General features: G+C 70.2%; 13 protein-coding genes and 2 rRNA genes. 8 read left to right on the plus strand and 7 right to left on the minus strand.

Annotated features, from left to right (window positions below):
• The first annotated feature begins 214 nt into the window (after positions 1–214).
• Together UIS43_RS21820 and rrf are read left to right on the plus strand one after the other, a co-directional pair.
• Positions 215–3308 (plus strand): 23S ribosomal RNA (locus UIS43_RS21820).
• A gap of 96 nt (positions 3309–3404) precedes the next feature.
• A 5S ribosomal RNA gene (gene rrf, locus UIS43_RS21825) occupies positions 3405–3520 on the plus strand.
• A gap of 127 nt (positions 3521–3647) precedes the next feature.
• Here the strand turns inward: rrf and UIS43_RS21830 are convergent.
• The 4 genes from UIS43_RS21830 to UIS43_RS21845 form a co-directional block, all read right to left on the minus strand.
• Complete coding sequence (locus UIS43_RS21830) at positions 3648–4715, minus strand: M23 family metallopeptidase (RefSeq protein ID WP_013151114.1); 1068 nt, start codon at positions 4713–4715, stop codon at positions 3648–3650.
• 189 nt (positions 4716–4904) lie between these two features.
• Positions 4905–5468 carry a methylated-DNA--[protein]-cysteine S-methyltransferase gene (locus tag UIS43_RS21835; protein ID WP_041552996.1) on the minus strand — a complete coding sequence of 188 codons (564 nt, stop codon included), beginning with the start codon at positions 5466–5468 and terminating at the stop codon, positions 4905–4907.
• A 50-nt stretch (positions 5469–5518) separates the two neighbouring features.
• A complete protein-coding gene (locus tag UIS43_RS21840) occupies positions 5519–7204 on the minus strand; it encodes a DNA-3-methyladenine glycosylase 2 family protein (protein WP_071621264.1) in 1686 nt (561 codons plus the stop codon).
• Positions 7205–7371: 167 nt separating this feature from the next.
• Positions 7372–7815, minus strand: a complete 444-nt coding sequence (locus UIS43_RS21845) for a hypothetical protein (protein ID WP_071621265.1) — start codon at positions 7813–7815, stop codon at positions 7372–7374.
• 146 nt (positions 7816–7961) lie between these two features.
• Between UIS43_RS21845 and UIS43_RS21850 the strand changes: the two genes are divergently transcribed.
• The 3 genes from UIS43_RS21850 to sucD all read left to right on the plus strand — a co-directional run bounded on the left by UIS43_RS21850 (position 7962) and on the right by sucD (position 10860).
• Positions 7962–8372 (plus strand): cobalamin B12-binding domain-containing protein, encoded by a 411-nt coding sequence (locus UIS43_RS21850; protein ID WP_013151118.1) that lies wholly within the window; start codon positions 7962–7964, stop codon positions 8370–8372.
• Positions 8373–8785: 413 nt separating this feature from the next.
• Positions 8786–9967 (plus strand): ADP-forming succinate--CoA ligase subunit beta, encoded by a 1182-nt coding sequence (sucC, locus tag UIS43_RS21855; protein WP_019608556.1) that lies wholly within the window; start codon positions 8786–8788, stop codon positions 9965–9967.
• A 14-nt stretch (positions 9968–9981) separates the two neighbouring features.
• A complete protein-coding gene (gene sucD / locus UIS43_RS21860; protein ID WP_071621266.1) occupies positions 9982–10860 on the plus strand; it encodes a succinate--CoA ligase subunit alpha in 879 nt (292 codons plus the stop codon).
• Between the two features lie 89 nt (positions 10861–10949).
• Here the strand turns inward: sucD and UIS43_RS21865 are convergent, their stop codons facing one another.
• On the minus strand, positions 10950–11420 hold the full coding sequence (locus UIS43_RS21865) for a DUF1707 domain-containing protein (protein WP_370011504.1): 471 nt from the start codon (positions 11418–11420) through the stop codon (positions 10950–10952).
• 258 nt (positions 11421–11678) lie between these two features.
• Here UIS43_RS21865 and UIS43_RS21870 point away from each other — a divergent pair, with 258 nt between their 5' ends.
• Positions 11679–13349 carry a DUF6350 family protein gene (locus UIS43_RS21870; RefSeq protein ID WP_041552998.1) on the plus strand — a complete coding sequence of 557 codons (1671 nt, stop codon included), beginning with the start codon at positions 11679–11681 and terminating at the stop codon, positions 13347–13349.
• A gap of 216 nt (positions 13350–13565) precedes the next feature.
• Here UIS43_RS21870 and mfd read toward each other — a convergent pair whose 3' ends face one another.
• Positions 13566–17171, minus strand: coding sequence for a transcription-repair coupling factor (mfd, locus tag UIS43_RS21875; protein WP_370011506.1), 3606 nt, complete (start codon positions 17169–17171; stop codon positions 13566–13568).
• A 322-nt stretch (positions 17172–17493) separates the two neighbouring features.
• On the opposite strand from mfd, the gene cysC reads away from it, so the two are divergent.
• Positions 17494–19077 (plus strand): adenylyl-sulfate kinase, encoded by a 1584-nt coding sequence (gene cysC, locus UIS43_RS21880; RefSeq protein ID WP_013151124.1) that lies wholly within the window; start codon positions 17494–17496, stop codon positions 19075–19077.
• A 128-nt stretch (positions 19078–19205) separates the two neighbouring features.
• Positions 19206–19904: a MazG family protein gene (locus tag UIS43_RS21885; RefSeq protein ID WP_049800335.1), complete on the plus strand. Its 699-nt coding sequence runs from the start codon at positions 19206–19208 to the stop codon at positions 19902–19904.
• Positions 19905–20051: 147 nt separating this feature from the next.
• Here the strand turns inward: UIS43_RS21885 and UIS43_RS21890 are convergent, their stop codons facing one another.
• Complete coding sequence (locus UIS43_RS21890) at positions 20052–21254, minus strand: FAD-dependent monooxygenase (RefSeq protein ID WP_370011509.1); 1203 nt, start codon at positions 21252–21254, stop codon at positions 20052–20054.
• Positions 21255–21352: the final 98 nt, after the last annotated feature.

Genomic DNA, 21352 nt, shown 5'->3' on the forward strand with positions numbered 1-21352 from the left:
GACCTCGGGCGACTAGAAGCGTCCGGGGGCGCGCTGTTGGGTGTCTGAGGAAACAACCTCTGCTCCGTAGGGAGTGGGTGTTGGTTCCCGCGGACCGCCTCTGAGAACTCTCAGTGTCGTCAGGACGAGGATCCTGGTGGTGTGAGTGGTGTTGGGGTATGCGGTTGGTGTTTTGATTTGTGAATAGTGTGCGCGAGCATCTTATTATCTGTAGTGGCCAAGTGATAGTGGCACACGGTGGATGCCTTGGCACCAGGCGCCGATGAAGGACGTGGGAGGCCGCGATAGGCCACGGGGAGCTGTCAACCGAGCTGTGATCCGTGGGTGTCCGAATGGGGAAACCTAGCCCGAGTTGTGTCGGGTTGCCGCCATCTGAATGTATAGGGTGGTTGGTGGTGACGCGGGGAAGTGAAACATCTCAGTACCCGCAGGAAGAGTAAACAACAGTGATTCTCCTAGTAGTGGTGAGCGAACGGGGAAGAGGCTAAACCGTAGGCGTGTGATAGACGGCAGTCGTTGCGTTTGCGGGGTTGTGGGACATATCTGTTCAGGTCTGCCGGCCTGGAGCGTTGATGTCGGTGTTAGTTGAAACCGTTGGGAAGCGGTACCGGAGTGGGTGAGAGTCCCGTAGATGAAGGTATCGGCTAGACGTTGATGTGTTCCCGAGTAGCGCGGAGCCCGTGAAAGTCCGTGTGAATCTGGCAGGACCACCTGCTAAGCCAAAATACGTCCTGGTGACCGATAGTGCACTAGTACCGTGAGGGAAAGGTGAAAAGTGCCCCGGTGAGGGGTCGTGAAATAGTACCTGAAACCGTGTGCTGTCAAGCCGTCAGAGCTGAAGCTTGTCTTTGGTGATGGCGTGCCTTTTGAAGAATGAGCCTGCGAGTCATGGTGTGTGGCGAGGTTAACCCGGGTGGGGTAGCCGTAGGGAAACCGAGTCTGAATAGGGCGATTTGAGTCGCATGCTGTGGACCCGAAGCGGAGTGATCTACCCATGTCCAGGGTGAAGCGGGGGTAAGACCTCGTGGAGGCCCGAACCCACCAGGGTTGAAAACCTGGGGGATGAGGTGTGGGTAGGGGTGAAAGGCCAATCAAACTCCGTGATAGCTGGTTCTCCCCGAAATGCATTTAGGTGCAGCGTCGCGTGTTTCTTGCTGGAGGTAGAGCTACTGTTTGGCTGATGGGCCCGACAAGGTTACTGACGTCAGACAAACTCCGAATGCCGGTTAAGTGAAGCGTGGCAGTGAGACTGCGGGGGATAAGCTTCGTAGTCGAGAGGGAAACAGCCCAGATCATCAGCTAAGGCCCCTAAGCGTGTGCTAAGTGGGAAAGGTTGTGGAGTTGCTGAGACAACCAGGAGGTTGGCTTAGAAGCAGCCATCCTTTAAAGAGTGCGTAATAGCTCACTGGTCAAGTGGTTCTGCGCCGATAATGTAGCGGGGCTAAAGCACACCGCCGAAGCTGTGAAGCTCACACGCATGTGTGGGTTGGTAGGGGAGCGTCGTGCGTCCGGTGAAGCTGCCGAGTGATCGTGTGGTGGAGGGCGTGCGAGTGAGAATGCAGGCATGAGTAGCGATAGCAACGTGAGAAACGTTGCCGCCGATTGACTAAGGGTTCCTGGGGCAGGTTAATCCGCCCAGGGTGAGTCTGGACCTAAGGCGAGGCCGACAGGCGTAGTCGATGGATAACGGGTTGATATTCCCGTACCCGTGCACGAGCGTCCAGTACTGAATCAGGTGATGCTAACCACGCTGGTGGTCTTGGGTCCCTTCGGGGAGCTTTGACTTACTGGTCTGGGAACCGAGCTTGTAGTAGGTAAGTGATGGGGTGACGCAGGAGGGTAGCTCTACCCGGCGGTGGTTGTCCGGGGGTAAGCGTGTAGGCTGAGAGGTTGGCAAATCCGCCTCTTATATGAGCTGAGACGTGATGCCGAGCCGTTTTTGGTGAAGTGAGTGATCCCATGCTGTCGAGAAAAGCCTCTAGCGAGTTCGTGTGTGGCCAGTACCCTAAACCGACGCAGGTGGTCAGGTAGAGAATACCGAGGCGTTCGGGTGAACCATGGTTAAGGAACTCGGCAAATTGTCCCCGTAACTTTGGGAGAAGGGGAGCCCTGTCTGGTGACGGATCTTGCATCCTGAGCTGGGTGGGGTCGCAGATAGCGGGGGGAAGCGACTGTTTATTAAAAACACAGGTCCGTGCGAAGTCGTAAGACGCTGTATACGGACTGACGCCTGCCCGGTGCTGGAACGTTAAGAGGACTGGTTAGTGGGGGTTCGCCCCTGCGAAGCTGGGAATCTAAGCGCCAGTAAACGGCGGTGGTAACTATAACCATCCTAAGGTAGCGAAATTCCTTGTCGGGTAAGTTCCGACCTGCACGAATGGCGTAACGACTTCCCCACTGTCTCAACCATGGGCCCGGTGAAATTGCACTACGAGTAAAGATGCTCGTTTCGCGCAGCAGGACGGAAAGACCCCGGGACCTTCACTATAGCTTGACATTGGTGTTTGGGATGGTTTGTGTAGGATAGGTGGGAGCCGGTGAAGCTGTCACGCTAGTGGCGGTGGAGGCGTTGGTGAAATACCACTCTGACTGTTTCGGGCATCTAACTTTGGACCGTGATCCGGTTCGGGGACAGTGTCTGGTGGGTAGTTTAACTGGGGCGGTTGCCTCCCAAAGAGTAACGGAGGCGCCCAAAGGTTCCCTCAGCCTGGTTGGTAATCAGGTGTTGAGTGTAAGTGCACAAGGGAGCTTGACTGTGAGACGGACGTGTCGAGCAGGAGCGAAAGCTGGGACTAGTGATCCGGCACCGGCGTGTGGAAGCGGTGTCGCTCAACGGCTAAAAGGTACCCCGGGGATAACAGGCTGATCTTCCCCAAGAGTCCATATCGACGGGATGGTTTGGCACCTCGATGTCGGCTCGTCGCATCCTGGGGCTGGAGTTGGTCCCAAGGGTTGGGCTGTTCGCCCATTAAAGCGGCACGCGAGCTGGGTTTAGAACGTCGTGAGACAGTTCGGTCCCTATCCGCTGTGCGCGTTGGAGACTTGAGAAGGGCTGTCCCTAGTACGAGAGGACCGGGACGGACGAACCTCTGGTGTGCCAGTTGTCCTGCCAAGGGCATGGCTGGTTGGCTACGTTCGGGAGGGATAACCGCTGAAAGCATCTAAGCGGGAAGCTTGCTTCGAGATGAGGTCTCCTGCCTCCTTGAGGGGGTAAGGCTCCCTATAGACGATGGGGTTGATAGGCCGGGTGTGGAAGCCTTGTGAGGGGTGGAGCTGACCGGTACTAATAGGCCGAGGGCTTGTCCGCTGCAGATAATTGGATGTTCGCGCACACTTTTCACGGGATTTTTCCGCCGTGGACGACTCCCCTTGGTGGGTTGAGTTGTTTGGGGTGGTGTGGTTTCCGTGGTGGTTATTGCTGGAGGGTCACACCCGGTCTCTTTCCGAACCCGGTCGTTAAGTCTCTTTGCGCTGATGGTACTGCCCTGTGGTGGGGTGGGAGAGTAGGTCGCTGCCACGGTTTTTCGTTGGGGGGGGGTCGCCTGTGGGCGGCCCCCCTCTTTTTGTGGTGGGGGTGGGGTGCCCACAAGGCGACCCCTCCCCCTTTTTCACGGTCTTACATGTGCACTTGTGAAATCAGTGGACGCCTAGAACCCGTAGTTGTACATCGAGCCGCCCGGGTAGACGGTTCCGACACCGTTGCGGTAGGCGTAGCCGCCGTAGGCGCCGCCTTCCACGAAGGTCCAGCCGCCCAGGGTCCTGCCGTGCAGGGCGACGTACCAGCCGGCGGCGTTGGGATCGCTGTACCCCCGCAGCGAGAAGTGGATGTGCGCACCGGTCGTCGAACCGCCGGCGCAGAGGCTGTTGCCCTGGGTACCCAGGTAGTGGCCGACCCCGACGTTGTTGCCGGGCAGCCACTGGTAGTTCTCCAGGTGGTAGTAGTCCGTGGAGTACCCGTTGTCGTGGATCACCCGCGTCCAGCCGGTGCACAGGCTGTAGGCGTAGCCGCCGCGGGCCGCGCGGGCCTGTCCGCTGCCGCCCGCGAAGTCCACCGAGCTGTAGGGACGGCCTCCGCTGTTGCCGTGCGGTCCTCCCGTCATGATCATCGACGAGCCGATGGCGAACGGCAGCCCGACGCCGATGTAGCTGCTGGTGGAGACCCCGGAGGGGTCCGTCGAGGCCGCGACGGTCTCCCGCTCGTCCTCCTCCAGCAGTGCGGAGTCGGCCAGGATGGACGAGAACTCCTCGGTCCCCTCCAAACCCACCGTCCACGCGGAGCCCTCGTAGTCGGCGGCGAACAGCCAGGCGTAGGGGCTCTCGTCCACGTTCATGGGCGCGGTCACGATGGCTACGCCGAACGCCGAGCCGTCGGCGGCCTCGCGGACGTCGACCCGCACGTCGCGCTCCTGGCGGGCGAGCGCGCCGAGGGACGAGTCCCTTGCTTGCAGGACGTCGGCGATCACCGATTCGGCCAGGACGTCCTCGGGGGACGCGGCGGCCGACCCGCCCGGGAGGGCTTCGGCGGTGTCGCTGTCGACGGTGATCTCGACGTTGTCGGCGGAGGCGAGCGGGGTGCCCGCCGGGATCGGTCGGGCGTGGGCGGTGGGGGCGGTGACGACCAGGACGGCCGAGGTCGCGACGGCCACGGCGGCGGCACCCAGGGTGCGGGTTCTGGAGCCCAGGGCACGGAGGCCGGGGGCGGAAGGGAGTGGCAACTCTTCTCCTTGTGGGGGGCGGAGCCAGCGGAACCGTGCGCGCAGGGGTGTGAGCGCACAGTTACCGAAGAGTAATGACGAGTTCGTGCCGCGACAAGGGGTGTAAGGGCGGCGCTTCACGCGGTGTCGCACGCAGAGGAAAGCCCCGCTCCCGCACTCGGGAACGGGGCCGACGGCCTCCTTGCCGGGTCAGCGGATGCCCGCGACCCTGCCCTCCAGGCCCAGGAGGAACTCCTTACGCTCCAGTCCACCCGCGTACCCGGTCAGCGAACCGTTCGCACCGATCACCCGGTGGCACGGCACGATGATGCTGATCGGATTGCGTCCGTTGGCCATGCCCACCGCCCGGGAGGCGGTCGGCCTCCCCAGTTCCTCCGCCAGCTGGCCGTAGCTCGCGGTCTCGCCGAACGGGATGGTCGTCAGCGCCGCCCACACCCTCAACTGCCAGTCGGTCCCCACGGGGGCCAGCGGCAAGGTGAACTCGCGCAGCTCGCCCGCGAAGTACGCCCTCAACTGCTCCTCGGCATCGGCGAACGGCTTGTGGTCGGCCACCCAGTCCTGCGGGACCACCCGCGTCAGCCCGTCCTTGGCGGGGGTGAGCACGCCGCCCAGGGCCGCGCCGTCACCGAACAGGGTCAGGTCGCCCACCGGCGACTCCATCGTCGTGTACCGCGTCGGTCCGGGCAGGGGAGCACGGAACTCCACCGTCGCCACCCTCGGGGGCGCCTTCGGCTCCACGTCGAACGCCAGCATGCCCTGTCCCTCCTGTCCGGGTCCCCCGAACGCCTGCGCCTGCCGCGTGCTCATGCCGATTCCTTCCGTTCCTGACGTTCCTTCGAAGCATCCCGCACGCCGTCCCGCACGACCACGTCCGCCCGAACGGCCGTGCCCTCCCGCTCACGGTCGGCCAACGACGCCCACAGCGCGTGGTTGGCGTAGGACCGCCACGGGCTCCACTCCCGTGCCTCGCGCGCGGCCGCCGCGGGGGTCGCCCGTCTGCCCCCCGCCTCCAGCGCCATCCGGACGCCCAGGTCGCCGTGCAGGAACACGTCCGGGTCGCCCAGACCCCGCATGCGCACGTAACCGGCGGTCCACGGACCGATGCCGCGCAGCTCCACCAGACGCCGTTCGGCCTCGTCCCGGTCGCATCCCGGCCCCAGGTCGATCCACCCCGAGGCGATCGCCTCGCACAGCCCCGCCAGGGCGCGTCCCCGCGCGACCGGGACGGAGAAACCGGCCGGGTCGGCCGCGGCGAGCGCGTCAGGGGAGGGGAACACGTGGGTGAGTCCTCCGCCCGGCGCTTCCAGGCCCGGAGCGAGCGGTTCGCCGAACCGCTCGACCAGCCGCCCCGCCAGCGTGCGGGCCGCACGCACCGACACCTGCTGGCCGAGGACCGCCCGGACCGCCAGTTCGGCCGGGTCCACGTGCCCCGGCGATCGCAGTCCCGGGTGGGCGGCCACGATCGGTCCCAGGAGGGGGTCCCCGCCCAGGGCCTCGGCCACCGCACCCGGGTCGGCGTCCAGGTCGAGCAGCCTGCGGCACCTGCGCACCGCGCTGGTCAGGTCGCGCGCCTCCGACAACCGCAGGCGGCACAGCACGTGCCCCCCACCGCTCACGGACACCCCGCCGTCCACAGCGTCCGCCGGACGAACGCCGCCCGTGGCACCAGCGCGGCCGGTCCTGCCCGCCCTGCCGGTCCCGGACCCCTCGGACAACTCCACCACGGCGGGACCGTGCGCCAGCATCAGCGTCCTGCGGTAGACCCCGTCCCGGTACTCCTCCACGCCCGGAACCGCACGGTCTCCGAGGAACCTCAGCATCCGGGCCAGGTCGATGGGCTCCCGGTAGGGCAGCCGCAGCGTGACCGTCCCCGGCTCGGTGGCCGGAGGGCGGGCGTCCCCCGGACGCGACCCCCCGGAAGCCGACGCACGCCGACCGCCCATGGTCCGCATCTCGGTGGGGGAGCGGTCGAACACCGCGCGCATCGTCTCGTTGAACTGGCGTACGCTCGCGAACCCCGCGGCGAAGGCGACGTCCGCCATCGGCATGTCGGTGGTCTCCACCAGCACCCGTGCCGTCTGCGCGCGCTCGGTCCGGGCCAGGGCCAGCGGCCCCGCGCCCACCTCGGCCGACAGCAGCCGGTTGAGTTGGCGTTCGCTGTAGCCGACCGCCGAGGCCAGGGCGCTGACGCCGCCCCGGTCCACGGCGCCGTCCTGGATGAGGCGCATCGCGCGGCCCACCACGTCGGCCCGCAGGTTCCACTCCGGCGAACCGGGGGTGAGGTCGGGACGGCACCGCTTGCAGGCGCGGAACCCCGACTCCTGGGCGGCCGCGGCGGTCGGGTAGAAGCGGACGTTGGCCCGTTTCGGGGTGACGGCCGGGCAGCTCGGACGGCAGTAGATACCCGTGGTGCGCACGGCTGTGTAGAAGACGCCGTCGAAGCGGGCGTCCCTGCTGTGTACGGCGCGGTAGCGCTGGTCGTCGTCCATCACGCCATCCATGTTCGCCGACGCGGCGCACCGAAGCTGGCGGTTTTCGGACATCGACGCGAGGGCCTCCCGGCTCCGGCGCCCACCGGCGCCGAGGGGCCCGCCGTCTCCGGGCCGGTCGACCCCGAGGGGCCCACCGGCCCGGAGGCCCGCCGTCTACGAGGGGCTCAGAGGGGGCCGCCGCGGTCGTCGCGCGTCCCGGGCGCGGGAGGGTTCGCGGGGGCGTCCGCGCCGCCGCGCACGGGGCCTTCCGTGCCGCTGGCCGGGGCGTCGGCGCCGCCGGGGATCCCGGTGGCCCCCGCGCCACCGTCCCCGGTCACGCCCTCGGCGGTCTCACCGTGGTCGAGGAGGTACTGCACGTACACCGGGCGCAACGCCTCCTGGACGTCCGGGTCGGCCTCGGCGGACAGCGCCTCGTACACGAAACCGGACAGCTGGGCGACGCTCGCCTCACTGGCCTCCTCGTTGCCCGCCGCCGCCTCGGCGGCCGGGATCAGCCTGAGGAGCCGCCAGAAGAAGCGCAGGTCCCACCGCTGCCGTGCCAGTTCGACGGCGCGGTCCCGCAGGTCCTCTGTGCTGGTCTGGTCGAATTCGGTGACATCGTCTCCCATGTTCGGACGATACCCGTCCCCGCGCCCGTCACCCGACAGTGACCTGCGTTACGCTTCATGCGAGTTCATCGTCTCGTCCCCGCGCACCCGGGGGCCTCCCACAAGGAGGGCCGGGCGGTCGGGGGAACACTCGTGAGGGGTTTGCCATGGCCGAGGGCGCACCACGGATCGTCGTAGCCAAACCGGGGCTGGACGGACACGACCGCGGTGTCAAGATCGTGGCCCGCGTGCTGCGTGACGCCGGTGTCGAGGTCATCTACACGGGTCTGCGCCAGACGCCCGAGATGATCGTGGCGGCCGCGCTCCAGGAGGACGCCGACGCCATCGGACTGTCCGTGCTCTCCGGCGCCCACATGACCATGTTCTCCCGGGTCCTGGAGCTGCTCAGGGAGAACGGCGCGGAGGACATCCGGGTGTTCGGCGGCGGGATCATCCCCGACGCCGACATCGCCGAACTCGAACGCCTGGGCGTCGCCAAGATCTTCACTCCGGGCGCTCCGACTTCGGAGATCGCCGACTGGGTGCGGGAGAACGTCCGTCCGGCGCACGCGGCCTGAGCCCCTCACGCGCCACAGGAGTTCCCTCCGGCCCCTTCTTCGCCGGGTGATGTTGGTCGCACCCGTCCAGGGGGCCGTATCCGGGCGAAAGGCGCCCCCGTGGTGTTATGTCGTGTCCCTGGTCACATATTTTCCCACGCGGGTGCTTCCGCGACGCCGCCTGAGCGGCTTTTGGGACGGGCCGGGGCCGGTCAACCCCGCCCCCGGTGTCTGGCGGCCGGATTTCAGGCGACTAAGCTTTGCGCATGTCGCGGGTGGCAACGCCGCGGCGATCTCGATCTTCTGTAAGCGGCGCAGACCGCGGGGTTGTGCCTCGTGCGCCCCGTGTGACACGTGTCAGTGGGTCACAGCCGATCCGGACGAGGCCACCCCGGTAGACATCCTGAGCCAGCGAGTTACAAGGACGGACCCTCGTGGACCTGTTCGAATACCAGGCGAAGCAACTCTTCGCAGAGTACGGGGTTCCCGTACCCCAGGGGAAGGTGGCGAGCACGGCCGCTGAGGCGCGTGCCATCGCTGATGAGTTCGCCGCCGCCGGCAAGCCCCGCGTCGTCGTCAAGGCGCAGGTCAAGACCGGTGGTCGCGGCAAGGCCGGCGGCGTCAAGGTCGCCGAGGGCCCCGAGGACGCCCAGGCCAAGGCCGAGCAGATCCTCGGCATGGACATCAAGGGCCACACGGTCCACCGTGTCCTGGTCGAGGAGGCCTCCGACATCGCGGAGGAGTACTACTTCTCCTTCCTGCTGGACCGCGCGAACCGCACCTTCCTGTCCATCTGCTCCGCCGAGGGCGGCATGGACATCGAGGAGGTCGCCGAGACCAACCCCGACGCCGTCGCCAAGTTCCCGGTCGACGCCCTGACCGGCGCTCCCGCCAGCATCGCGGCGGAGATCGTCAAGGCGGGCAAGCTGCCCGAGGCCGCGGCCGAGGGCGCGACCGAGGTCATCACCAAGCTGTGGGACGCCTTCGTCGGCAAGGACGCCACCCTCGTCGAGGTGAACCCGCTCATCCTGACCAAGGACGGCCGGGTCGTCGCCCTGGACGGCAAGGTCACCCTGGACGAGAACGCCGAGTTCCGCCAGGACCTGGAGAGCCTCACCTTCGCCGAGGAGGGTGACCCCCTGGAGGTCGCCGCCAAGGCCAAGGGCCTCAACTACGTCAAGCTCGACGGCGAGGTCGGCATCATCGGCAACGGCGCGGGTCTGGTCATGTCCACCCTGGACGTGGTCGCCTACGCCGGCGAGGCGCACGGCGGCGTCAAGCCCGCCAACTTCCTGGACATCGGCGGCGGCGCCTCGGCCGAGGTCATGGCCAACGGCCTGGACATCATCCTGGGCGACCCCTCGGTCAAGAGCGTGTTCGTCAACGTCTTCGGCGGCATCACCGCCTGCGACGCGGTGGCCAACGGCATCGTCCAGGCCCTGGAGCTGCTCGAGAGCCGCGGCGACGACGTCAGCAAGCCGCTGGTCGTGCGACTGGACGGCAACAACGCCGAGCTGGGCCGCGAGATCCTCACCAAGCGGGCCCACCCGGCCGTGCGACAGGTCGACACGATGGACGGCGCCGCCGCTCAGGCCGCCGAGCTCGCGGCGAAGTAGGGGAAACAAACACCATGGCTATCTTCCTCAACAAGGACAGCAAGGTACTCGTCCAGGGCATGACGGGCTCTGAGGGCACCAAGCACACCCGGCGCATGCTCGCCTCGGGCACCACCATCGTGGGCGGGGTCAACCCCCGCAAGGCCGGCCAGAAGGTCGACTTCGACGGCACCGAGGTGCCCGTCTTCGGATCGGTGGCCGAGGGCATGGCCGCCACCGGCGCCGACGTCACCGTCATCTTCGTGCCGCCCAAGTTCTCGCGCGAGGCGGTCTTCGAGGCCATCGACGCCGGGATCGGGCTGGCCGTGGTCATCACCGAGGGCATCCCGGTGCACGACACCGCCGCGTTCTGGGCCCACGCCCAGGCCAAGGGCAACAAGACCCGCATCATCGGCCCCAACTGCCCCGGGCTGATCACGCCGGGCCAGTCCAACGCCGGCATTATCCCGTCCGACATCACCAAGCCGGGCCGGATCGGGCTGGTGTCCAAGTCCGGGACGCTGACCTACCAGATGATGTACGAGCTGCGCGACATCGGTTTCTCCTCGGCGGTGGGCATCGGCGGGGACCCGATCATCGGCACCACGCACATCGACGCCCTGGCGGCCTTCGAGGCCGACCCGGACACCGACGTGATCGTGATGATCGGTGAGATCGGCGGTGACGCCGAGGAGCGGGCGGCGGAGTTCATCCGCGACAACGTGACCAAGCCCGTGGTGGGGTACGTGGCGGGCTTCACCGCTCCGGAGGGCAAGACGATGGGGCACGCGGGCGCGATCGTCTCGGGTTCCTCGGGCACCGCCGCGGCCAAGAAGGAAGCGCTGGAGGCCGTCGGCGTCAAGGTCGGCAAGACTCCGAGCGAGACCGCTCAGCTGGCGCGCGCGCTGTTCTGACGCGTTCCGGTACCGACAACGGCTCCGCCCCGCCGCTCAGCGGTGAGGCGGAGCCGTTGTCGTGTGCGCCCCGCGCCCGCCGCCGGCGGTCAGGCGGGGCGGCGGAAGTGCCCGGCCACGCCCACGACGACGTGGGGGATGATCATCACGGCGAGGAAGATCCCCCAACCGATGAGGGCCTCGCGGCTTCCGTCCAGGACGGCGGGCAGGCCCCAGAACAGGAAGACGAAGCCCACCCAGGGCAGCACGCCCCACCAGGGCGCCGAGCGGCCCCCGCCGTCCGCGCAGGCCGGTGCGGTTCTCCCCTCCGCCCGGCGGGGCGCCGGAACCTGTGCGCTCCCGCGTCCCGAAGCGGGGGCGCGCGTGTCCGTCGCGGGCAGGTCGTCGAAGAGGGGGACCAGGTCGGAGGAGGTGACGGCGCGCACCGCCAGGGAGGCGCGCTCCTCGTGCTCGTCGACGTCCAGGCGCCCCTCCTCGAAGGCGGTGCGCAGTCTGGCCAGGGCGACGTCGCGTTCGGCGTCGGAGAGGCGGTAGGGGCGCGGGTGTTCGGGGCCTGGCATGCGGGACCGCTCCGTTCGGGCCGGGGAGCCTCGTTCCCAGGGTAGGACGGCCGGAACGGGGATCCGGTTCCGTCCTCGCGGGCAACGACACGCGCGGCCGGGATACCACGGAGCATTCCGGTCCCTGGCAGCATAAGTCGGGTGAGTACGTCAGGATCTCCCCCCGACCGCGGCCGTCCCTCCCAGCGCACGCGGTCCAGCGGTGCGGCGGAGCCCGACGCGGCCGCCGCGCCCCGACCCGTCTACGCGACCGGCGGGATCGCCGCGGCCACCGCCGCGGCGCTGGGGTTGGCCGTGATCGTCACCCTCACCATCATCGGGTGGGTGGCCGCGCCGCACGACACCTTCGGCGAGGACATCATCGACATCCTCCAGGGTGCGGTGCTGGCCTGGCTGGTGGGCCACCACGTGTCGTTCTCGGTGCCCGACGGTCAGATCGCCCTGCTGCCGTTGGGGCTGGTGCTGTTGCCGGGGCTGCTGCTGTACCGGTCGGGACGGTGGCTGGCGCGTTCCTGCGACATCCCCCGCCTGCGGTACGTGTACCGGGCGGCGTTGGCGATCGCCGGGCCGTACGCGGCGATCGCGGGCACCCTGGCCCTGCTGGCGCGGACCGAGGCGGTCGAGCCGAGTATGCCGCGCGCGCTGGTCATGGGGTTCGTGACCGCCTTCCTGGCCGGAGGGCTGGGGGTGCTGCGCCAGCTGATGCGCGACAAGGAGGTGCCCGTCCGGGACCTGCTGCGGCTGATGCCCGCCCGATCGCGCTCCCTGCTGGTGGGGATGCTCGCCTCCACGGGGACGCTCCTGCTGGGCGGGCTGGTGCTGTTCCTGGTGGCGCTGGCGATGAGCCTGCCCGAGGTCGTCGAGACGACCCGGGTGCTCGGCCCGGGCCTGGTGGGGGGCGCGCTGCTGATCGTGGTCCAGTTGGCGTACCTGCCCAACGCGGTGGTGTTCGCGCTCTGCTACGCGCTGGGCCCGGGGTTCGCGGTGGGGGCGGGGACCGTCGTCGCGCCGACGGGGGTGTCGGTGGGAGCCCTGCCGATGCTGCCGATGCTGGCCGCGCTGCCGTCGAACGGGGCCGCGCCGGTGGCCTCGCTGTTGGCGTTGGCGGTGCCGTTCGTGGCGGGTGCGGTGGGCGGTGCCCTGACCCAGCGCAGCGCCCCGGACGTGGTCAGCGAGGCCGCTCCGCTGTGGGGGTTCGTGTGCGGTGTGACCACGGGGCTGCTGTGCGCGGCGCTGGCCGCGCTGGCCGGTGGGCCGCTCGGCGACGAGAGGCTGAGCGAGGTCGGGCCGTCGGCGTGGCAGGTGGGCCTGGTGGCCGCCCTGGAGGTGGGTGTGGCCGCCGCCGTCGTGGCGTGGGTGGCGAACTGGTGGTACACGCGGGGTGAGCGCCCGGCGCGCAGGGCCCCGCGTTGGACGGCCTGGCGTGGGCGGCGCCGCGCGAAGGAGGACACGGCGTCTTCGGCGGGGGAGGCGCCCGCCGCGAGGGCCACGCCGCGCTCCGCCAAGGGCGTGACGCGCCCGGCCAAGGAGGCGGCGCGTTCGGCCAGGGACGCGGCGCGCTCCGCTGAGGAGGAACCGCGGGAACGTCCGGAGGTGGAGCTGCCCCCGGACGTGCCGGTCGGTGAGGGTCTGGCCACGGTCACCCCGCTGCGCCGCCGTGAGCAGGAGGTGCGACCGGACCCCGAAGAGGACGCCTCGCCGGAGGCCCCCGAGGACGAGGAGCCGGACGCGGACCGGGCCGCCGAGCGCGCGGAGCGCAAACGCGCGCGCCGGGAGTTGCGCGACCAGCGGCGCGCGGAGCGCAGGGCCAGGCGGGCTGAGGGCGGGCGCTGGTGGCGCCGCCGGCCCGCCGAGGACGAGGAGTCCGAGGAGATGTACGGGATCACCTACGAGGCCGAACCCGACGGTGTCGACACCCCGCAGCGCTGAGGGGCGGCTGTCCGCGGGCGGGGAGGGGCCGGCCACGGTAGCCGCCGAAGCCCTGGCCCGGCTCCGGCCGCCGGTCGCGTGACCGCCGGACCCTCTCCCCGAACACGGCCGTGGGCCGTCCCGGTCTACCGGGACGGCCCACGGCGTTGACGGATGGTGTTCGCGGGCCCGCTCGTGCTCAGGTCCCGTGGGCCGCGAACCCGTTCGCGACGGGTCCTAGGCGTTCTCCTTGGGCGCGGGCTTCCTCTTCTGCGGTTCGAAGATGGAGTTGACCAGGTCGGTGCACCACTTGAGCAGCTCCAGGTCCCGCAGGGGCCTGCCGCCCAGGCCGCCGGACTTGGGCACCGGCACCAGCAGGGTCCGGGTGGTCTCCTTGCGGATCGACTTGGGGTACAGGCGCCGCAGCCGCAGCTCCTGCGACTCGCGCAGCTCCACCGGGGCGAAGCGGATCTGGTTGCCCTGCATCACCACGTCCGACAGGCCCGCGGACTTGGCCAGCACCCGGAACCGGGCCACCGCCATGAGGTTGTCCACCTGCTCGGGCGGGGTGCCGTAGCGGTCGGTGAGCTCCTCGTAGGCGGCAAGGATGTCCTCCTCGCTGGTGACGCTGGCGATGCGCTTGTAGGACTGCAACCGCAGCCGCTCGCCCGGCACGTAGTCGTGCGGGATGTAGGCGTTGATGGGCAGTTCGACCTTGGTCTCGACCTCCTCGGCCGCGTCCGGGTCGCCCTTGAGCTCGGCCACGGCCTCGCCGACCATGCGCACGTACAGGTCGAAGCCCACGCCCGCGATGGTCCCGGACTGCTCGGCGCCCAGGATGTTGCCCGCGCCCCGGATCTCCAGGTCCTTCATGGCCACGTACATGCCCGCGCCGGTCTCGGTGTGCTGTGCCACGGTGGCCAGCCGCTCGTAGGCGGTCTCGGTCAGCGGCCTCTCCGGCGGGTAGAGGAAGTAGGCGTAGGCGCGCTCGCGCCCGCGGCCCACCCGGCCGCGCAGCTGGTGCAGCTGCGACAGGCCGTAGGTGTCGGCGCGGTCGATGATCAGGGTGTTGGCGTTGGGCACGTCCAGGCCTGACTCGACGATGGTGGTGGAGACCAGCACGTCGAAGTTCTTCTCCCAGAAGTCGACCATCACCTTCTCGAGCTGCTGCTCGTTCATCTGGCCGTGCGCGTACGCCACCCGGGCCTCGGGCACCAGGCGCTGGATGCTCGCCGCCACCTTGTCGATGGACGCCACCCGGTTGTGCACGAAGAACACCTGTCCCTCGCGCATCAGCTCGCGGCGGATCGCGGCGGTGATCTGCTTGTCCTCGTAGGGGCCCACGAAGGTGAGCACCGGGTGGCGCTCCTCGGGCGGGGTGAGGATCGTGGTCATCTCGCGGATGCCGGTCAGGCCCATCTCCAGGGTGCGCGGGATGGGGGTGGCCGACATCGCCAGCACGTCCACCTGGGTGCGCAGCCGCTTGAGCGCCTCCTTGTGCTCCACGCCGAAGCGCTGCTCCTCGTCGATGATGACCAGGCCCAGGTCCTTGAAGCGGGTCTCCGAGGACAGCAGCCGGTGCGTGCCGATGACCACGTCCACCTCGCCGGATCGCAGCCCCTCGCGGGTGGCCTCCACCTCGCCGTCGGTCTGGAACCGCGACATCGGTTTGACGGTGACCGGGAAGGAGGCGTAGCGCTCGGTGAACGTGGACAGGTGCTGCTGCACCAGCAGCGTGGTGGGCACCAGCAGGGCGACCTGCTTGCCGTCCTGCACGGCCTTGAAGGCGGCGCGCACGGCCACCTCGGTCTTGCCGTAGCCGACGTCGCCGCAGATCAGCCGGTCCATCGGGACCGACCTGGACATGTCCTTCTTGACCTCGTCGATGGCGGCGAGCTGGTCGGGCGTCTCCACGTAGGGGAACGCGTCCTCCAGTTCGCGCTGCCACGGGGTGTCGGGGCCGAAGGCGTGCCCGGGGGAGGCCTGGCGCGCCGAGTACAGCCGGATGAGGTCGCCCGCGATCTCGCGGACCACCTTGCGGGCGCGGCTCTTGGCCTTGCTCCACTCGGCGCCGCCCATCTTGGACAGGGTGGGCGCCTCGCCGCCCACGTACCGGGTGACCTCGCCCAGCTGCTCGGTGGGCACGAACAGGCGGTCGCCCGGCTGTCCGCGCTTGGAGGGCGCGTACTCGATGAGCAGGTACTCGCGGGTGGCGCCCTGCACCTGGCGGCTGACCATCTCCAGGTAGCGGCCCACACCGTGCTGTTCGTGCACGACGTAGTCGCCGGGCTTGAGCTGGAGCGGGTCGACGGTGCCGCGCCGCCTGCTGGGCATGCGCCGCATGTCCCGGGTGGAGGACTTCTGTCCGGCCAGGTCGGTCTCGGTGAGCACCACCGTGCGCACCGACCGCAGCAGGAACCCGTGGTCGACCAGGCCGGTGGTGACGGTGGCGACCGCCGGTTTGGGCCGCTCGGTCAGGTCAGCGGACAGGGAGGCGCCCAGCCCGGCGTCGCGCAGCATCGCGACCAGGCGCTCGGCGGGGCCGTGTCCCTGGGTGACCAGGACGACGCTCCAGTTGTCGTGCAGCCATCCCTTGATGTCGGCCAGCGCGCGCTCGGTGTCGCCCCGGTAGGACTCGGAGGGCACCGCGCCGACGACGACGGCGTCGTCCTCCTCGGCCGCGCCGCCCTGCTCGTCCGCGGCGAACGGGGTCAGTCCCCACCAGGGCAGGCCCAGCTCGGCGGCGGTGGAGCGCAGCTCGGAGATGGACATGTAGGCGGACTCGCCCAGGTCGATGGGCGCCTCGCCGCCGGAGGCGGCGTTGATCCACGACGCGTCCAGGAACTCGGCGCTGGTGGCCTCCAGCTCCACCGCGCGGGTGCGGATGCGTTCGGGGTCGCAGCCCACCACCATCGCGCCCTCGGGCAGGTGGGCCAGGAACGGCTCCATGCGCTCGGCGAGCACGGGCGCGAAGGCCTCCATGCCCTCCACGGCGACGCCGTCGGCGATCTTGTGCAGGATCTCGGCCAGGGAGGGGTGCTCCTCGGCCAGCGCCCGCGCGCGCCCGCGCACGGTGTCGGTGAGCAGCAGTTCGCGGCACGGCGGCGCGAACAGCCCGGAGGAGGCGCTGGTACGCGGGTCATCGCCGCCGCCGGACTCGATGGAACGCTGGTCGGCGACCTGGAAGTAGCGGACGTCCTCGACGGTGTCGCCCCAGAACTCCAGCCGCAGCGGGTGCTCCTCGGTGGGCGGGAACACGTCCAGGATGCCGCCGCGCACGGCCATGTCGCCGCGCTTCTCGACCAGGTCCACCCGGGCGTAACCGGTGTTGGCCAGGGCCTGGACGACCTCCTCCAGCGGCACCTCGTCGCCGGGGCGGATGCGCACCGGCTCCAGGTCGCCCAGCCCGGACACCAGCGGTTGCAGGACGCTGCGCACCGGGGCCACGACCACGCGCAGCGGGGTGGTCAGCGGGTCGGAGGGGTCGGGGTGGGCCAGGCGGCGCAGGACGGCCAGCCGCTGGCCGACGGTGTCCGAGCGCGGGGAGAGCCGCTCGTGGGGCAGCGTCTCCCACGCGGGGAAGAGGGCCACCGAGTCCTCGGGCAGCAGGCAGCCGAGGGCGTCGGCCAGGTCGGAGGCCTCGCGCTCGGTGGCGGTGACGGCGAGCACGGGCCGCTGCGCGCCCACGGGGGCGTCGGCGGCCAGCGCCCCCACCATGAAGGGGCGCAGCGCCGCCGGGGCGACGAGGTCGAGGTGGGGATCGCGGCCGCCTCGGGCGGCCTCGATCGCGCTGTGCAGTGCCGGGTCCCTGGAGACGTCGGCGAGAAGTCCAATGAGGCTCATAGCACCAGAAAGTGGAAGTGGTCCGGATCAGGCGGTGATGGTCGCGGCCTGCACGGGAAGAAGGCGGCTGCGTGAGTGGACGCCCGGCACCTCTCAGACTATCGAGTCCGGCGGTCCGGCGCGGGCGGGGTGTGGACAACCGGCGACACGGGGCTGCCCCGTGCCGCCCGCGTCCCCGGCCTGGTGCCGCGGGCGGCGGCGCACCGGGTAGAACCGTCTCCGAGCTGCTTCTATTCCGTCTGACACGGTGCGAGGGCGGGTCGCCCCGCGCCCGCGGCATACGCTGGACGCGTTTGCCGGACCGCCCGAGGAGAGGAAGCGCGTGGTGAGTGCCAACAGGCGTGGGAGTGCGCCGCAGGGCGGTGTCGGGAGCCCGGACGCCCCGGTCTTCGCACCAGGTCCGGACGGGCTCGCCCACCTGGAGCTGATCCTCAACGGCGCCTACCCGTTGCCCGGTTTCATGACGCGGGACGAGGCGGTGTCGGTGGAGCGGGACGGCCGTCTGCCCGACGGGCGCCCCTGGCCGGTTCCGGTCACGCTGGAGGTGCCCGAGGAGCTGTCCGGAGCCGACCACCTGACCCTCTCCGACCCGGAGGGCGCGCCGCTGGCCGGGCTCGACGTCACCGAGCACTGGCGTGACGCGGGGGGCCGCCACCTCCTGGCCGGTTCCGTGACCCTGCTGCGCCCGCCCACCTACGGCGTGCTGCGCGAGCTGCGGCCCTCGCCCGCGGAGGTGCGGGCCCAGCGCGAGCTGGAGCCCTCCGAGCGCCCCCTGCTGGCCGTGGTCACCGACCGGCCGCTGCACCACCGCGCCCTGCACCAGATCCGGGCCGAGGCCGACGCGCTGGGCCTGGTCCACGGCGAGGGCGGGCGCGCCGACGTGCTGGTGATCGTCGACACCGGTCTGGAGGACGAGGGCATGGCCACGGCGGTGCTGGCCGCCGGGCCCCTGCTGCCCGCACGCACCTCCTTCGTGGTGTGCACGCTGCCCAGGAGCGCCGACCGCGCCCGGGGCCTGTTCGGCGGGCCGTGGGGGCCGCGCCAGGTGGGTCTGGCCGCGCACGTGGCCGCGTCCTACGGCGCCACCCACATGCTGGCGGTGACCGGTGGGGACGGCCCCGACGTCGAGCGGGTGATGGCCCTGCGCCCGCCCCTGACCGTGCTGGACCCCGAACCGTGGCGCTACCACTCCTCCGACGGGCTGTGGCTGCCCATGACCCGGACCGACCCGGCGTCCGCGCGGGTCGAGCTGACCGACGAGCAGGTGGAGACGGAGCTGGCGCACGGGCGCGAGCTGCCCTCGTGGTTCACCCCGGCCCGGGTGGGCGCGGAGCTGGCGCGGCTGCGCCCGGCCCGCACCTCCAGGGGCCTGACCGTGCTGTTCACGGGTCTGTCCGGCTCGGGCAAGTCCACGATCGCCCGGGGGGTGTGCGACGGCATCCGCAGGTCGGGGCGCCCGGTGACCCTGCTGGACGGCGACGTGGTGCGGCGCATGCTCTCCAGCGGGTTGACCTTCTCCCGCGAGCACCGGGAGCTCAACATCCGCCGGATCGGCTACGTGGCCTCGGAGATCACCCGGCACGGCGGGGTCACCGTGTGCGCGCCGATCGCCCCCTACGCCAAGGGGCGGGCGGAGGTGCGCGCGATGGTGGAGGAGTTCGGCGACTTCTTCCTGGTGCACGTGGCGACCCCGCTGGAGGTGTGCGAGGCCCGCGACCGCAAGGGCCTGTACGCCAAGGCGCGGGCGGGGGAGATCCCCGAGTTCACCGGGATCTCCGACCCCTACGAGGAACCGGACGACGCCGACCTGGTGGTGGACACCGAGAGCGTGGACCCGGCCGAGTCCGTGGCCAGGGTGCTGTCGGCCCTGCGCGCGGGCGGCTGGCTGCCCGAGCACGACGGCTGAACCGCGGCGCGAACAGTGGAGGACGAGAGTTGAACGACCCCCGAGACCCCCGGGACGTGCGGGACGCACAGGGCGGCAGGGACGGTGGCCCGCCGGTCGGGCACCGGGTGCTGCGCCTGGTCGAGGTGATGGACACCCTGCGCCGGGAGTGCCCGTGGGACCGCGACCAGACCCACGGGTCGCTGGCCAAGTACCTCATCCAGGAGGCCTACGAGACCCTGGAGACCATCGAGGAGGGCGACTTCGCGCTGCTGCGCGAGGAGTTGGGCGACGTGCTGCTCCAGGTGGTCTTCCACGCGGCGGTCGCCGCCGAGCGGCCCGAGGGGGACCCGGCGCGGTTCACGGTGGACGACGTCGCCGACGCCATCATCGACAAGATGACCCGTCGCCACCCGCACGTGTTCGGCGGGGTCGAGGTGTCGGGCGCCGACGAGGTGGGGTCCAACTGGGAGGCCATCAAGGCCGCCGAGCGGGCGGAGAAGGCCAGGGCGGCGGGCGGTGACGGGCGCAACTCGGTCCTGGACGGGGTGCCGTTCGCCCAGCCCGCGGTGCTGCTGGCCGACGAGTTGCAGAGGCGGGCGGTGCGCAACGGCTTCCCCGCCGACCTGGTCGGCGACGACGGGGCCGAGGGCGGGGAGCTGTTCTCGGCGGTGGCGGCCGAACGCGGTCGGGGCCGCGACGCCGAGAGCGACCTGAGGGCGGCGGCCCGCCGGTTCGACGCGCGTGTGCGCGCCGCCGAGGACGCCGCCCGCGCGGACGGCAGGGAGCCCCGCGAGCTGTCCGAGAGGGAGTGGCGGACCTACTGGGACAAGGCGGGCGAGGCCTGACGGGCCGGCCGTAGTGCGGCCGGTGTGAAGCGGGTGCCCTGGCCTGCGCTGATCTCCTGCTTGCGGCCGGTGCCGGCGCCCGGACCCCGCTGTGGGTACGAGACCACGGCGAAGGGGGCGGGTGGATCCGCTGGTCGCCGGTCCGGGTCAGGCCCCGGCGGGTACGGGGGCGTCCAGCTCCAGGGCCTCCGACGCCCGTGACAGCCTGTTGTCGAAACCGCCGAGGGAGGACAGCAGCGGGGCCAGCCGGAGCAGGAGGCCGCGTGCCAGCAGCGCCGGTCGGGTGCGCGGGAGCAGGAACGCCTGGCCCCGGTCGGCGATGTCCTGGTTGGCCGCCACGAACGGCCTCATCCGGGCCTCGTAGGCGGCCAGCGCCGCGCGGTGGTCGTCGTGGCGGGCGAGTTCCCGTGCCAGGACGTGGGCGCCGACCACGGCCAGGCTGCTGCCCTGCCCCGACATGGGGGAGGGGCAGTACCCGGCGTCGCCGAGCAGGGTCACGCGCCCGGTCGACCAGCGGTCCATGCGGATCTGGGCGACGGAGTCGAAGTAGAAGTCCGGGGCCCGCTCCATCGTCTCCAGGATCCGGTCGGCCTCCCACCCGTGCCCGGCGAAGGCGCGGCGCAGGAACTCCCTCTGCTGTCCGGGCGGCCTGCGGTCGACGCCGTTCTCCTCGCGCGCGGACAGCGCCAGCATGGCCTTGGCCCCCCGCGCGCGGGGCGTCTGGTACATGGCCACGAGCCGCCCCGGGGTGTTGAACAGCACGGCCTCGCGGTCCAGCCCCGGGTGGTTGGGCACCGTGAAGATGCTGATGTAGCTGCCCAGGAAGCGGCGGTGGGGGGCCTCCGGGCCGAACGCGAGCCGCCGGGTCGTGGAGTGCAGGCCGTCCGCCCCCACGACGAGGTCGAACACGCTCGGCCTGGACCGCTCGAAGGTCACGCGGACCCCGTCCGGCTCCTGTTCGATCGCGGTGACGGAGTCCCCGTAGAGGTACTCGGTGTACGCGGTGGTCGGCGCGTGGACCAGGCGGACCAGGTCGCCGCGCAGCAGTTCGGCGGAGCGGCCGTCGGCGGTGACCGAACTCGCCTCGAAGCCGCCCGTGCGCCTGCCGCGGGCGTCCACGGTCGTGGCCCTGGACATCTCGGTGGCCGAGGCCCGGACGCCGTCGAGCACCCCCATGCGCTCGGCGACGTCCAGGGCCGTGCCGCGCACGTCGATGGCGTAGCCGCCGGTGCGGGGCGCGGGGGCGCGTTCGACGACGGTGGCCTCGATGCCGTGGTGGTGGAGCCAGTGGGCGAGGGTCGGCCCGGCGATGCCCGCGCCGGAGATCAGGACGTTGCGTACGGCGGTCATGGGTTCTCGCTCCTTCGGGTGCCGTTGCCACCACGCTAGAACTCTACTTACCGTGCGTCAAGTAACTTACCGATCGACAAGTAAACTACTGGCCGGAA

The organism is Nocardiopsis sp. LDBS0036 (assembly GCF_041228755.1).
Classification (GTDB): domain Bacteria; phylum Actinomycetota; class Actinomycetes; order Streptosporangiales; family Streptosporangiaceae; genus Nocardiopsis; species Nocardiopsis dassonvillei.